General features: G+C 71.3%; 6 protein-coding genes. 1 reads left to right on the top strand and 5 read right to left on the bottom strand.

Annotation, left to right across the window (positions count from 1 at the left end; translation table 11 throughout):
- The first annotated feature begins 111 nt into the window (after positions 1–111).
- The gene (locus QSK18_RS17065) at positions 112–1,575 is read left to right on the top strand and encodes an FAD-binding oxidoreductase (RefSeq protein ID WP_285620273.1); all 1,464 of its coding nucleotides are present in this window, start codon (positions 112–114) and stop codon (positions 1,573–1,575) included.
- 3 nt (positions 1,576–1,578) lie between these two features.
- Here QSK18_RS17065 and QSK18_RS17060 read toward each other — a convergent pair whose 3' ends face one another.
- The 5 genes from QSK18_RS17060 to QSK18_RS17040 all read right to left on the bottom strand — a co-directional run bounded on the left by QSK18_RS17060 (position 1,579) and on the right by QSK18_RS17040 (position 14,739).
- Positions 1,579–3,027, bottom strand: coding sequence for a GGDEF domain-containing protein (locus QSK18_RS17060; RefSeq protein WP_285620271.1), 1,449 nt, complete (start codon positions 3,025–3,027; stop codon positions 1,579–1,581).
- 160 nt (positions 3,028–3,187) lie between these two features.
- Positions 3,188–4,384 (bottom strand): AF_0692 family protein, encoded by a 1,197-nt coding sequence (locus QSK18_RS17055; protein WP_285620269.1) that lies wholly within the window; start codon positions 4,382–4,384, stop codon positions 3,188–3,190.
- Between the two features lie 57 nt (positions 4,385–4,441).
- On the bottom strand, positions 4,442–5,098 hold the full coding sequence (locus QSK18_RS17050; RefSeq protein ID WP_285620267.1) for a response regulator: 657 nt from the start codon (positions 5,096–5,098) through the stop codon (positions 4,442–4,444).
- On the bottom strand, positions 5,095–6,342 hold the full coding sequence (locus QSK18_RS17045) for a sensor histidine kinase (RefSeq protein WP_285620265.1): 1,248 nt from the start codon (positions 6,340–6,342) through the stop codon (positions 5,095–5,097). The genes QSK18_RS17050 and QSK18_RS17045 overlap by 4 nt, the downstream gene beginning before the upstream one ends.
- Positions 6,343–6,411: 69 nt before the next feature.
- The gene (locus QSK18_RS17040; protein WP_285620263.1) at positions 6,412–14,739 is read right to left on the bottom strand and encodes an IPT/TIG domain-containing protein; all 8,328 of its coding nucleotides are present in this window, start codon (positions 14,737–14,739) and stop codon (positions 6,412–6,414) included.
- Between the last annotated feature and the right edge of the window lie 76 nt (positions 14,740–14,815).

Raw genomic sequence — 14,815 nt, 5'->3', positions numbered from 1 at the left:
GAACCGGGACCGCACCCCGGAGCAGAAGGGGCGAACTTTTCCGGTCCCGCCTGCATCCAAAATGATCACCGGCGGGAAAGCACCGCACGAGCACGGACGGAGGAGGGCCTGATGACCACAGCACCCCACAGCGGCAAGGGCCTGAGCAGACGCAACCTGTTCTCCCTGGGGGGCGCAGCCGCCCTCACCATCGCCGGTGGCTCGAGCGCAGCACTCGCCGGCGGCCTGCGGGGCGCGGGCAACGTCGACTGGCCCGGCCTGCGCAAGGCCCTCGACGGTTCGCTCTACCTACCGGGCGACCCGGCCTATGCGCAGGCCGCGCTGCCGTACAACAGCGCCCTCGGCCCCCGCACCCCGGCAGCCATCGCCATGGTCAACGGCCGCACCGACATCAAACGCTGCCTGACCCGCGCGGCCGGGCACGGCATCCCGATCGCTTCACGCTCCGGCGGCCACAGCTACGCCGGCTACTCCACGCCCGACGGCGGCCTGGTGATCGACGTGAGCCGGGCCAACAAGATCACGTTCAAGGACGACGGAACCGTCCAGATCGGAGCGGGCGCCCGCCTGTCCGAGGTCTACGCCGCGCTGGCCGCGCGGGGCCGCGCACTGCCCGGGGGATCCTGCCCCAGCGTGGGCATCGCCGGGCTCACCCTCGGCGGCGGCATCGGCGTGCTGTCCCGCCCCTACGGCCTGACCTGCGACCACCTCACCTCCGCGCACGTCGTCACCGCCGGCGGGGAACTGCTGCGGGCCGACGCCAAGCGCAACGCCGACCTGTTCTGGGCCCTGCGCGGCGGGGGCGGCGGCCAGGGCGGGGTGGTCACCGACCTGACCTTCGCCACCGTCGCCGCGCCCACCGTCACCGTGTTCTCACTGACCTTCCCCACCCCGGCCACCCCGGCCGCGCTCAGCGCCTGGAGCCAGTGGATCGAGACCGCCCCCAAGGCGATCTCCTCGGTCTGCCACATCAACAGCGGCACCGCCACCGACCCGTCCCCACGCAACCGGATCGTGGGCACCTTCGTGGGCACCCCGTCCAAACTGCCCCCGCACCTGAGCACCCTGATCGCCGCCGTCGGCACCGACCCCACGGCCAGGACAGTCAAGAGCTACACCTATCTCGGGGCCATGCAGCACTTCGCGGGCAAGAACACCGGCCGGGAGAAGTTCCGCGCCGCCTCGCGCGTGCTCAAGGGCACGCTCAGCACCGCCCAGGCCCAGCAGGTCACCGACCTCATGGCCGCCCGGCGTGGGCTGGTCCTGCTGCTGGACTCCCTGGGCGGCGAGGTGGCCGACCTCTCCCCCACCGACACCGCCTTCGTGCACCGCAAGGCCCTGGCCTCGGTGCAGATCTACACCTCCAGCGCCACCGGCGACCCGGCCGTGCTCGCCGTGCAGAAGGCCCTGACCCCGCTCACCGGCCCCGGCTCGTACGTGAACTACCTGAACGCCGGCCAGAACGACTGGGGCAGCGCCTACTGGGGCAAGAACCTGACCCGGCTGAGGAAGGTGGTCAAGAAGTACGACCCCGACGGCGTGCTCGACTTCGCCCAGAACGCCCGCAACGCCTGAACCTCAGGCCACCTGGACCGGCCGGGGCCGCTCGGCCGGCCCCGGCCCACCGCTGTCACCGGCCACCACCATCCGGTTGCGCCCCCGCGCCTTCGCCTCGTACAGCGCCTGGTCCACCTTCAGCATCAGCTCACCCGGCGGGGTACGCCCGTCCCACCGGGACACACCCAACGACACCGTGCGACCCTCCGGCACGACCCGGCGCAGGGCATCCAGCCGCGCCAACCCGGCGATCTCGTCCTCGGCACGCAACAGCACGGCGAACTCCTCGCCGCCCCACCGGGCCAGCAGCCCTTCCGGCCCCAGCACGTCCTGCCACTCCAGCGCGGTACGGCGCAGCAGATCATCACCCGCCTGGTGACCGTGCGAGTCGTTGAACTCCTTGAAGTGGTCCAGGTCCAGCAACGCCACCAGGAGCACGCCCGGCTCCCCGCCGCTCTGCGCCCGCAGCATCGTCGAGCTCATCTGCGCGTCCCAGGTCCGCCGGTTCGCCACCTTGGTCAGCGGATCCGTGGCCGCCAGCACGTCCAGCCGCCAGGCCTGACGCCGCAACTGCCGGATCAGCCCCCAGATCCGCACCGCCACCAGAGAGATCAGGAACGCCGAGCCCACCCCCAGCTGGACCACCGAGCTCAGGTCCGGGGAGTCCCACGAACCGTAGGTGATGATCACCAGCGAGGGCAGCATCGCCGCGAACGTGAGCACGGCCAAGCGCAGCGCCCCCAGATCGACGCCGGACTCCTCGGCCCGTACTTCCGCCTGCCGCTCAGCCTGCCGCGAGGGCCGGCCGATGGCCATGGCAGCGAACCCGGTGAACAGGTAGAACGCCAGCCACAGCAGGTTCTGCACCGCCGTGTAGCCCAGCAGGCTGCTCAGCGACTGGACGTTCATCATCACGTCGGCGGTCAGCGTGCTGATCATCGCCGTCGCCAGCCACAGCACCGAGCGCGTGCGCGTACGGTCGCCCCCCAGCAGACGGGCGATCAGATACACCAGCATCACGTCGATCAACGGGTACACGCTGGAGACCGCCCGCACCAGCAGAGGCTGCGAACTGTCCGAGACCACCGGCTGGACCAGGAACGTCACGGCCAGCGTGGCCACACTCAGCGAGACGATCGCGGCGTCCAGCAGCGAGCCCGACCGCCGGCCCGGAATGTCCTTACGGTCCAGGCGCAGCACGGCCATCGCCATCGGGAAGTACCCGAAGAAATAGACCAGGTCCGCCAACGAGGGATAGGTCTCCCACCCCTGCTCGAAGGCCACCACGGTGTACACCTCGCCCGTGGCCCAGAACGCGGAGCTCAGCAGCAGCAGGTTCCACGGCCCCCGCTGCACGGCCGGGATCCGCCGCACCGCCACCACGGTCAGGAGCATGCACAGGCCGAACGCGACCAGGTACGTGTAGTACGAGACGCGCTCGCTGTACGGAGGCAGAGTGGCAGCCGGCACGCTTACGGCCGTCAGCACAGCGAGCGCAGCTAGCCCTCGGCTCCGCGCCGCAGGGTTCACCATGTTCGGTCCATCGTCCGAACACCTCTGGGCTGCAGGCCCGCGCATCGAATTCGCCCCATCGGCCGACCACCCTCCGTGACCGGGCACCCCTCGACGGCTACCCCGCCCGGCGTGTCTGAGCCCGGAACGCAACCCCCACCAGCAGCGCGCCCAGCACCCCGAACACCGCGTACCCGGTCATCGACACCCCGTCCGTCGCCCCCACGAAGTCGCCCACGACGAACGCGAACGGCGCGGCAACCGTGACGGCCCCGGCCACCAGCGCCAGACGATGGCGCTCGCTCCAGCCCGTGCGCCGGCTCCAGCGCAGGCCGGTGGTGAGGGTGGTTATGGCCAGGGCGATCCCGATCGCGACGCCGGGCCAGCTCGGGGGCAGGAGGTTGAAGAGGAGCAGAACAATGGACGAGGCGAGCCAGGTAACGCTCACAGAGGGCGCCTTGGGCGGGTGTCCGGCTCGGTGGACCCGGCCGATTCGGCGGTTCTTCAGGAACGACCTGGCTTCGCGGTACCCGCCGGCTCCCTCGACCTTCGTGGTCTTGTGGTCGGTCTTGTGGTCCTTGCTGGTCCTGTGGCCCCCGCTGGACCTGTGGCCCCCGCTGGACTGTTCGATTCTTGGTGGGTCCGTGCGCGACTTCCGCTTCTTGGACTCTCGTTCTTGCGACGGCCTGTTATCAAACAATGGGGAGAGTTCCTCGTCCCCCCAGAACGCAGCGACCACGAAGGCGGCCGCGAGCAGCAAGGTGAAGCCCTGCTGCGGCAGCGTCAGCCAGTAGTCCTCGACCTCCCGGGCGTCCGTCCCGATCAGCGCGAACCCTCCCCCCAGCCAGGCCACCGTGGACCAGTAGCCGGTGCGCCCCAGCCACGGCCCGTGCTCTCCCCCGTGCTCTTCCCCGCGGTCGTACAGGGCCTCAGTCAGCGCGATCGGCACGGCGATGCTGAACACGGCGTGGTTAACCACGAAGGCCATGCCCCAGTAGATGTTCCAGTCGATCCACGGCACCACCGGCCCGGCCAGGTCGAAGCCGCCGTAGCCGGGATCGAACATGGAGGCGTCGACCAGGCCCGCCTGGAACGTCCCGAAGGCCGCCCCCAGCCCCACGATCGTGGGGTAGCCGCGGCCGGTGCGGCGCGCGATCTCGTGGATGAGCACCGCCGCCGCTCCGTACAGCGGCATCAGGAAAGGAAGATTGACCAGATCTCTGAGCGAGATCCCGCCCAGCAGATACTCCGCACAGAACGGGGCCAGCACAGCGAGGGTGATGACCGGTGCGAGACGGAACCTTTGAACGTCCATGATCTCGACGCTAGGAGTGCGGCCGGTGCCCGCACATCCGTCCTGGGACGGAGCTGTTCAGCGCCGGGGATGAACCAGCCCGGCGTCGTAGGCGGCGACCACGGCATGCACCCGGTCGCGCAGGCCCAGCTTGCGCAGCACCGCCGAGACGTGGGTCTTCACCGTGGCCTCGGTGATCCACAGCCGGGCCGCGATCTCGGCGTTCGACAGCGGAAGGGCCACCAGCCGCAGGACCTCGACCTCGCGCTCGGTCAGGGACTGCAGGTCGGGCGGCGGGCCGCCGGGCGAGAGGGCGGTGAACTCGGTGATCAGCCGGCGGGTGACCGAGGGCGCCAGCAGCGCATCCCCGCGCACCACCACCCGGATCGCCTCGGCCAGGTCGGCCGGGCGCACGTCCTTCAGCAGGAAACCACTGGCCCCGGCGCGCAGCGCGGCGTGCACCGCGTCGTCCACGTCGTACGTGGTCAGCACCAGCACCCGCGAGCCCACGCCGGAGGCAACGATGCGACGGGTGGCCTCCAGACCGTCCATCACCGGCATCCGTACGTCCATCAGCACCACGTCGGGCACCAGCTCGGCCGTCAGCCGTACCGCCTCGGCCCCGTCCGCCGCCTCACCGACCACCTCCAGATCGTCGCGGGCGTCCAGGACCATGCCGAAACCGCTGCGCACGAGCTCCTGGTCGTCGGCCACGAGCACCCGCAGCGCGCTCACAGACGCACCGCACTGTGAGCGGGCAGACGCGCCACCACCCGGAATCCCTCGTCCCCCACAGCCCCTGCCTCCAGTACTCCACCCACCAGCGCCGCCCGCTCCCGCATCCCCTGCAGACCCCGCCCCGCGCCCGCAATCCCAGCCGTCCGCACCCCATCCAGGCGGCGGCACACGTTCTCCACCACGATGGACAGCTCCTTGTCCCCCACGTCCAACCGCACCTGCGCCCCAGCTCCCCCGCCGTGACGCAGAACGTTCGTCAGGGCCTCCTGAACGATCCGGAACGCGGTCAGCTGAACTCCCAGGGACAGCCCGTCCACGTCCCCGTCCACAGCGAGGTCGATCTCCAGACCGGCCGCTTCGAGAGGGGAAATGATGTCAGGACGCAGGCGGGCCAGCGTGGGCTGGGGGGCCAGCGGCTTCACGGCCTCGGCGCCCTCCTCCTGGAACCTACGGAACACCCACAGACGCCCCGGCCCCTGGGGCGGCTCGGCAGCCGCCAAGTTCACCGCCGAAGTCACCAGCGAGTTCACCGCCGAGTTCACCGGGGAACTCGGGCCCGGCCCGGCCGCCAGCAGGCGTCTCAGCTCGGTCAGGGCGTCGCGGCCCGTGGCCTCGATCGAGCGCAACGCCTCACGGGCCCGCTCGGGCCGGCTGTCGAACACGTCGTCCGCGGCCGCGGCCTGCACCACGATCACCGAGACGCTGTGGGCGATCACGTCGTGGATGTCCCGGGCCAGGCGGGACTGGTCCTCCACGGCCTGACGGGCCACGGCCTGCTCGATCATCAGGCGGTGACTGCGCATGCCCCAGGACACGGCCCAGACCGCCACCGCCACGATCACGGCGAACTCGACGTCCTCACGCAGGAACACCGACTGCGGCATCACCAGCAAGGTCAACCCGACCACCCCGGCGAGCGCGGGCAGCGAGTAGACCACCGGGCGGCGTGCGCTCAGGGCCCACAGAGCCACCAGCGCCCCCCAGGGGAACAGGCCTTCGGGGGCATGAAGCTGCAGCGGGACCCCCGCGACCAGGTTGGCCACCATCACCTGGACCGGGTGGGTGCGCCGCTTGTACAGCGACAGGCCCGCGACCATGGCGGCCAGCGCCGTACCCCAGCGGACCGCGGACGAATTGTCGGTGGTGCTCCATTCCACCAACGACATCAGGAAGAGGGCCAGGACCAACGGGAACGCCGCGTCGGCCAGGCGCACCACCCCCAGCAACACCCGGTTCAGCACGCTTCCACCGTAGGCAGGGCGGCGGCCGGGGACATCCCTCCTGAGACGGAGATGCCCCCGGCCGGGTCGTTACCTGCGCCGGCCGGGGCGGCTGCGCAGCCGGTCGAGGCTGATCAGGCCACTGCCCAGCAGGATCAGCACGAAACCGAAGGCGATGGCCGGCACCAGGAAGTACGGCGTGCCGGTGAAGGCCAGCCCGTCGCCCGAGTCCGCGCCCGCGCCCGCGCCACTGCCGGAACCCGTGCCGGAGCCGTCACCGGAACCATCGCCGGGGCCATCGCCGGGACCTGAGCCGTCGTTACCTCCGCCGCCCCCGGTGCCCGAGCCCTCGCCGTTGTCGTTGCCTCCCCCGCCGCCGGTACCGCTACCGTCGCCGCCCCCGTTGTTGCCGCCGCCACCGCCGGTGCCGTCGCCCTCCTCCACGACCGTGATCTGGACGGTCTGGGTGGCCTGCTGCCCGATCACGTCGACCACGTCCATCGTGAACGAGTCCGTCCCCGGTTCCGTCGGGGCGGTGTACGCGCAGGCCAGGTCGCCGGCGCCGACCTGCGTCGAGCCGCCACCGGTGGGGGTGCCGCAGGCCTGCACCTTCAGGCCGGTGTACTCCGGGCCCCGCGGCGCGATCACCGAGGTGGTCCCGGCCGGCACCTCGATCGCGAACGTGGTCGCGGAGGGCACCGGGATGAAGGTGAACGACTGCACGAAGCTGGTCGTACCGGCCGCGTTGGAGACCTCGATGGTCACCGGGCCGGCCGGGTGCGGCGGGGCCACCACGCTGAGCGAGTTCGAGTAGGCGGCGCGGAACGCGGCCGGTGCCACCGGCCGCAGACCCGTCCCACCGACGTCCGGGCCCAGCGTCACGCCGGTTCCCGGTACGCCGTCGAACGTCACCGTGGTCTGCTCGTCGAACCGGGCCCCGTTGATGGTCAGCACCGTGCCACCGGCGACCGGGCCCACGTTCGGGCTCAGCGAGTCCACCCGCGGCAGTTCCGACAGCGGAACGTAGGTGTAGCCGACGTTCTCGCTGCTGGTGCCGTTCGGGGTGGTCACCTGGACGGTGAGGGTGCCGGTACCGTCCGGCGGCACCGTCACCGTGATCTGGGTGTCGCTGAGCACCGTGAACTGCGCGGCCGTACCCCCGACCGTCACTGCGGTGGCGCCGGTGAACCCGATCCCGCTCAACGTCACCGTGTTACCCCCGGCCGCCGGGCCCCGGTTCGGATCGACCCGTGAGAGCACCGGTGCAGCACCGGGTTCGACGTACCGAAAGCGGCTGCTGGCGTCCGGGGCGCTGGTTCCGTTGGGGCCGGTGACCGTGACGTCCACCGTGCCGGCCGCGTGCGCCGGGGTGGTGACCGTCAGGGAGGTGTTGCTGCTGACCGTCGGGGTCACGCTCGTACCGCCGAACGACACGGCGGTGGCCCCGGTGAATCCGGTGCCCGTGATGGTCACCCGGGTGCCACCGGCGATCGGGCCTACGGACGGGTCGAGGCCGGTGATGTTCGGAGCGGCCACGTACGTGTAGGTCGCCGCCGGGGACAGACCCGCCGGGGTCTGCAGCCGCACGCTGCGGTCACCCACCAGACCGGCCGGGGTGACCGCGGTGATCGTGGTGTCGTCCACGACGGTGAACGACTGCGCGCCCACCCCACCGAAGAACACCTGGGTGGTCCCGCTGAAGCCGGAGCCCCGGATGGTGACCGCGCTGCCGCCCTGGACCGAGCCCGAGTCCGGGGTGATCGAAGTGATCACCGCCGGGCCCTGGTAGCGGAACTGATCCGCCGGACTCGTCGCCGACGTACCGCCCGGAGCCGTGACCGTCACATCCACGACGCCCGCCGACTGCGCCGGCGCGGTGGCCGTGATCAGGCCGTCCGTGCTGACCGTGACCAGGGTGGCCGGCAGCGACCCGAAACGCACGAGGGTCGCCCCGGTGAAACCGCTGCCGGTGATCGTGACCACCGTGCCACCGGCGAGCGGGCCCGCGTCCGGGGTGACGTCGCCGACCACCGGCGCGGCCACGTAGCTGAAGTCGTTGCCGTTCCCGGCCGTGCCGGAGTCACCGTTGGGCGTGCTGACCACGACCTCCACGGTGGCGGCAGTACCCGAGGGCGGGGCGGTCGCAGTGATCTGGGTGGGGCTGTCCACGCTGAACGTGGTCGCCGCGGTGGCACCGAAGCGCACCGCGGTGCTGCCGGTGAACCCGGTTCCGGTGATGACCACCGCCCGGCCGGCGAGCGGGCCCGAGGCCGGTGCGATCGAGGTGACGGTCGGGGCCGGGAGGTACTCGAAGGCCGTGGCCGGGCTGATCTGCGAGAGCCCGCCGTCGCCGGTGATCCGCAGGTTCACGGTGCCGGTGCCGCCCGGGGAGGTGGTGCGGATCTCGGTGTCGCCGACGATGCTGAACGAGGCGGTGTCGCCACCGAAGCGCACCGAAGTGGCCGTGGCGAACCCGGAACCACGCACCACTACGGCCGTCCCTCCGGTCTCCGGTCCTTCTGCCGGGGTCACCGAGGTGATCTGCGGGATGTCGACGTAGGTGAAGTTGACCGAACCCGAGGTGCCGTAGGTGGTCTGCACGCTCACCTGACCGATCCCGGCCGCGTGGGCGGGGGTCAGGAACCGCAGCTCGGTCGCGTCGACGAAGGTGACCGGGGTGACCTCCACGCCGTCCACGAAAACCCGTGAGGCGCTGGTGAATCCGGTACCCGTGACGGTCACCGGTGTGCCCCCGCCGAGCGCTCCCCGGTTGGGCGTGATGCCGCCCAGGGTCGGCAGCCCGGCATAGGTGAACTGGTCGGCCGTGGTCTCCGGGGAGGTACCGAACTGGCCGGTGACGGTGACGTGGAAGGTTCCGGCCATGCTCATCGCCGGGCTGGTGGCGGTGATCTGGGTGTCCGAGTCCACCGTGTACGTGGCGTTCTCGGTGCCGAACTTGACCCGGCCCGGGCCGCTGACGGTGGTGAAGCCGGTACCGGTGATCACGACGGGGGTGCCGCCGGCCACAGGTCCGGACGCCGGGCTGAGCCCGGTGACGGTGGGCGCGGGCTGGTAGGTGTACTGCCCGGCCGCCGAGGCGCCGCCGGCTGCGGTGGTGACCACGACGGCGACCGGCCCGGCCGCGTGCGCGGGGGCGGTGACGGTGAGCTGGGTGGCGCTGTCACGAGTGACGTTGGTGGCCGGGGTACCGCCGAAGGTCACGGTGGTCACGTCGAAGAACTGGGTACCGGTGATGACGACCTGGTTGCCGCCGTCGAGCGGTCCGGCCGCCGGGGCCACCCCCGAGACCGTCGGCTGCCCCACGTAGCGGAAGTCGTCCCGGCTGCCCGCCGTCGACGACGTGCCACCCGTGGTGGTGACCGCGACGTCCACCACTCCCGCGGTCCCGGCCGGGGCGCTCGCCCGCAGCGTCGTGGAGTTCACGAACTGCACGTTGGTGCCCGGGGTCGCGCCGAAGCTGACCGTCGAGCCCGGGGTGAAGCCGGTGCCGCTGATCGTCACCACCGTGCCGCCGGTGGCCGACCCGGAGTCCGGGGCGACACCGGTGACGACCGGGCTTTCCAGGTAGGTGAACTCGCCCGCCGAGGTGCTCGCCGAGGAAGCGTAGGGCCCGACGATCGTGACCCTGACCGTTCCCGCGCTACCCCCGGGGGCCACGGCCGTCATCTGGTTGTCGTTGACCACGTTCGGGTTCGAGGCCAGGACGTTGCCGAAGCGCACGCCGGTGGCGTTGGTGAAGCCGGAACCGCTGATGGTGACGGTCGTTCCCCCGGCCACGGGCCCTGAGGTGGGGGCGATGCTACTGACGACGGGGGTGGGCACGTAGGTGTACTGGTTGGCCGGGGCGTCGGCCGAGGTCCCGCCCAGCAGTGTGCTCACCCGCACGTTGACGGTGCCCGCCGCGTGGGCCGGGGCGGTCGCGGTGATCAGGTTGTCGCTCTGGCGGGTGAACTGGGCTGCTGTCCCCCCGAAGTCGACCCCGGTGACGCCGGTGAACCCGGTCCCGGTGATGCTCACCGTCTCCCCACCGGCCTCCCCGCCGACTGTCGGGGACAGCCCGGAGACCACCGGCGTCCCCACGTAGGTGTAGTCGTCGGCCGCGGTGCCCGGCGAGGTTCCGCCTGCGGTGCTGACCCGGACGTTGACCGTTCCCGGCAGGAGCGACTGCGGTGCGGTGGCGGTGATGCTGCTCGGACTGTTCACCACCACGCTGGTTGCCGCGCTCAGGCCGAAGGTCACCGTGCTGGTGGGCGTGAACCCGGCACCCGTGATGGTCACCGTGTTCCCACCGGCCAGCGGGCCCGTGCTCGGGTTGATCCCGCTCACGGCCGGCGCCCCTAGGTAGGTGAACGTACCCGGGGCAGAGGTCCCTCCGTCGGCGGTGGTGACCGTGACGTCGACGGTGCCGGCACCGTGCGCCGGAGTGACCGCCGTGATCACGGAGTCGCTCACCTTGAGGTAGCTGACCGCGTTGACCCCGCCGAACCTGACCGCCGCAGCGCCGCTCACCGTGTCGAAGCCGCTGCCGTTGATCGTGACCGCGGTCAGCCCCGTGGTCGGGCCGGCGTCCGGGCTCACCGTGCTGACCACGGGCTGGGCGATGTAGGTGAAGTCGTTCAGCAGGGCCAGAGGCACCGACGTACCCCCGGGCGCCACCACGGTCACCTGAACCGTGCCTGCCCCGTGCGGCGGGGCGAGCACGTCGAGGCTGTTGTCGCTGCTCACGGTCGGCACCACGGAAGTCGTGCCGAACCTCACCTCGGTGGCCCCCGTGAATCCGGTGCCCGTCAGCGTGACCGGCGTACCCCCGCCGATCGGCCCGGTGTTCTTCGACAGCGTCAGCACCGTGGGCACGCCCGCGTAGGTGTACGGGCGCGAGTTCGAGGTGTTGCCCAGGCCCGAGGAGACCGTCACGTTCACCGTGCCGACGCCGGCCGGGACCGTGGCGGTGATCTGGGTGTCCGAGCTGATGGTGAACGTGGCCGCGAGAATGCCGAAGTCGACGTCGGTGGCCTGGTTGAACCCGGTGCCGGTCAGAACGACCTGGTTGCCGCCGACCAGCGGCCCGCGGGCGGGAGCGACGGATCCCAGGGTTGGCGCGCCCAGGTAGGTGTAGGTCGCGGGCGCGCCCGGTCCACCGTTGAGGGTGGTGACGACGACGTCCACGTCCCCGGCTGCGTGGGCGGGAGTCAGCGGGACGGTGATGGTCGTGGGCGTGAACTGGGTGAACACGACTGGTGTTCCATCAAAGGTGACGCTGCTGGTGCCGGTGAAGTCGGTGCCGGTGATCGTGACCGTGGTACCCCCGATCGCCGGGCCGCTGCTGGGCGACAACGACGTGACGGCCGGCGCGGTGACGTAGGTGAAGTCGTTGCCCGCCCCTGCGGTGGAAGAGGTTCCGCCGGGCGCGGTCACCACGACCTGGGCCGTTCCGGTGCCGGCCGGCGCCTTGGCGGTGATGCTCAGGTCACTCGAGACGGTGATCGGCCCGTCGGCTGGGACACCGTCGAAGGTGACGCTGGTGGCCCCGGTGAAACCGGTACCGGCGATCACCACGTTCGTCCCGCCGGCCTCCGGTCCGGAGGACGGGAGCAGCCCGGACACGGTCGGCGCAGCCACGTAGGTGAAGGTGGCCGCCAGGTTGAGGGTGGCGGCGATCGGCGTGGTCACCGTGACATTCACCGGTCCGGCCAGCCCCAAAGGTGCGGCCGGAGCCACCGCAGTGATCTGCGTGTCCGAGTCCACGGTGTAACTGGTGGCGTTCGTGGCACCGAACTTCACCGCTGCGGCGCCGGTGGTACCAGTGAACCCGGTACCGGTGATCGTCACGCTCGTGCCGCCGGAGACCGGACCACTGGTGGGACTGAGCGTGGTCAGGGTGGGGGCACCGCGATAGGTGAACACCGCCCCCGGGTCCTGGGCGCTGATCCCGCCGTTGGGCGTGCTCACCCGCACGTACACCGGCCCGGTCGGGTGGCCCGGCAGGACCGGCACGGTAATCTGGGTGTCGTTGTCCACGGTGAAGGCCAGCGGGTTGGTGCCCCCGAAGCTGACCGCGTTGGCGTTGCTGAATCCGCTGCCCCGGATCACCACCGAGGTCACCGGCAGCCCCAGGGCCGGCCCCTGGTCAGGCGTCACCGACGTCACGACCGGAGCCGCCACGTAGGTGAAGCGGTTGGCTCCGCTGGTGGTGACCGTGCCACCGGCGGTGGTCACGGCGACGGCTGCCGGGCCGGCTGCGCCGGCAGGAGTGACGGCGGTGATGCTGGTGGAGTTGTTCACCGTGTAGCTGGTGGCGTCCACACCGCCGAAACGCACCGTGGTGGCCCCGGTGAAGTTGGATCCGGTGATGGTGACGCTGGTACCCCCGGCCACCGGACCGGCTGACGGCGAAATGCCGCTCACCGTGGGCGCGGCCGCATACGTGTAGTTGTCGGCGCTGGTGTCGGCCGACGTGCCACCGGGCGTGAGCACCCGGACGTCGACCGTTCCGGCCGAGTGCGCCGGCGCCGTGGTGGTGATCTGGGTGGGGCTGACCACGGTGAACGCCGAGGCGTTGTTCCCCGCGCCGAAGCTCACCGCGCTCGCACCGGTGAAGCCCGTGCCGGTAATGGTGACCGGCGTACCGCCGGCCGTCGGCCCGGCGGACGGGCTGACGTTGGTCACGGTGGGCAGAGCGATGTAGGTGAACTGGTCGGCGGCTGAGGCGCTGGAGGTGCCGGACGGGTTCGTGACGGTGATGTCGATCGTGCCGGCAGTGCCCGCCGGGGCGATGGCGGTGATGCTGGTCGGCGAGTTCACCGTGTAGCTGGTCGCGTTGGCGTTGCCGAACTTCACGGCCGCGGCCCCGGTCAGACCCGCGAACCCGGTGCCGGTGATGGTGACCGACGTACCCCCGGCACTCGGGCCGCTGAAGGGCGCCACATTCGTCACGGTGGGCTTTGTGACGTACGTGAAGTTGTCGGCGCTCGTGTTGGCCGACGTCCCCCCGGCGGTGGTGACCGCGACGTCCACGGTGCCGGCCGAGCCTGCCGGTGCGGTGACCGTGATGCTGGTGCCGGTGTTCGCGGTGATGGTGGCGCTGGCGTTGCCGAACTTCACGGCCGTCGCGTTGGCCAGCCCGGTACCGGAGATGGTGACGCTCGTTCCACCGGCGAGATCGCCCACGGACGGGGAGAGCCCGGAGACCGTCGGAACCGCGACGTAGGTGTACTCATCGGCCGTGACCACGTCGGACTGGCCGCCGGGCGTATTCACCCGCACGTCCACCGGCCCGGCCGAGCCGGCCGGGGCCACCGCAGTGATCTGCGTGGCGCTGTCCACGCTGAAACTGGTGGCGGCGGTACCGCCGAAGCTGACGCCGGTCGCGCCGGTGAGATTGGTGCCGGTGATGGTCACGCTCGTGCCGCCCGCGGTCGGGCCGCGCGTCGGATTCATCGCGGTGATGACCGGTTTGGGGACGTAGGTGTAGTCGTCCGCGGCCGTGTTGGCGGAGGTGGCGGTCGGGTTCACCACGCGTACGTCCACCGTGCTCGTGCCCGGCGGGGCGACCGCGGTGATGCTGGTCAGCGAGTTGATGGTGTAGCTGGTGGCGCTGGTCGAGCCGAACCGCACGTCCGTAGTGCCGAGGAAGCCGGTGCCAGTGACCGTGACGCTGGTGCCTCCCGCCTCGCTGCCCCGGATCGGCGAGATCCCCGTGACCGCGGGCGTGGGCGGCACGGTGGTGCCGCACTCGCTGGTACCGACGTCCAGGTTCACCGCGGCCAGGCCGGCCACGTTGATGGACACCCTTACGGCGACCACCTTCCGGGCGTACTGCCCGGCGCCCTGGCTGGAGGTGCTCTGGTAGTTCAGGATGATCGACCCGGCCGAGACCGGCGCACCGAGCACGGTGACGGTCAGCGGGATCGTGTAGTTGGCCGGGATCGGCCCGGCCGGGATCGCCGCCCCCAGATTCAACCCGCCGCCCAACTGCAGGCCGGTCACGGTCGCGGAGCCGGTGACCCCGCTGCCCGTGGCCGCGCACTGCGACTGGGTCGGACCGAGCCGCACCAGGCCACTGGCCACGTTCAGGTTGGCCAGTTCGGCACTGGAGTTGGCCCGGTCGTAGAGCGGATCGGCGGTGGCCGCGCTCTGCAGCACGCCGGCCGAGAGCACCGAGTCCAGGCCCAGACCGGAGGTGTTCACGGCCGAGTTGCTGGTGGTGCCCGGGTACTGCGAGGCGATCACACTGGCGATGTTGACGTTGGCCGCCCCGAGCAGGGCGACGCTGCCGTTGAGCACGTTGGCATTGGAGATGACGGTGCCGGTGAACGCCGAACCCGGCTGCGCGGCAACCGGAACCACGGCCCCGGCGACCAGCGCCGCGGCCAGGCCCCGGGCCGTCGCCCGGCGCATCCCGCCCAGCCGACCGAGCCCACCCGACCCCGCCGCCTGAGCAGACCCGGGCAACCTGCCCCGGCCGTCCGCTCGA

It is taken from the genome of Kineosporia sp. NBRC 101677, from assembly GCF_030269265.1.
In the GTDB taxonomy this organism is placed as follows: Bacteria; Actinomycetota; Actinomycetes; order Actinomycetales; family Kineosporiaceae; genus Kineosporia; species Kineosporia rhizophila.
This window is presented reverse-complemented; position numbering and strand designations above follow the sequence as displayed.

Bases quoted from the DNA above. Each gene is read 5' to 3' on its own strand.
- QSK18_RS17065 (WP_285620273.1), top strand. From the start codon at position 112: ATGACCACAGCACCCCACAGCGGCAAGGGCCTGAGCAGACGCAACCTG.
- QSK18_RS17055 (WP_285620269.1), bottom strand. From the start codon at position 4,384: ATGGACGTTCAAAGGTTCCGTCTCGCACCGGTCATCACCCTCGCTGTG.
- QSK18_RS17040 (WP_285620263.1), bottom strand. From the start codon at position 14,739: ATGCGCCGGGCGACGGCCCGGGGCCTGGCCGCGGCGCTGGTCGCCGGG.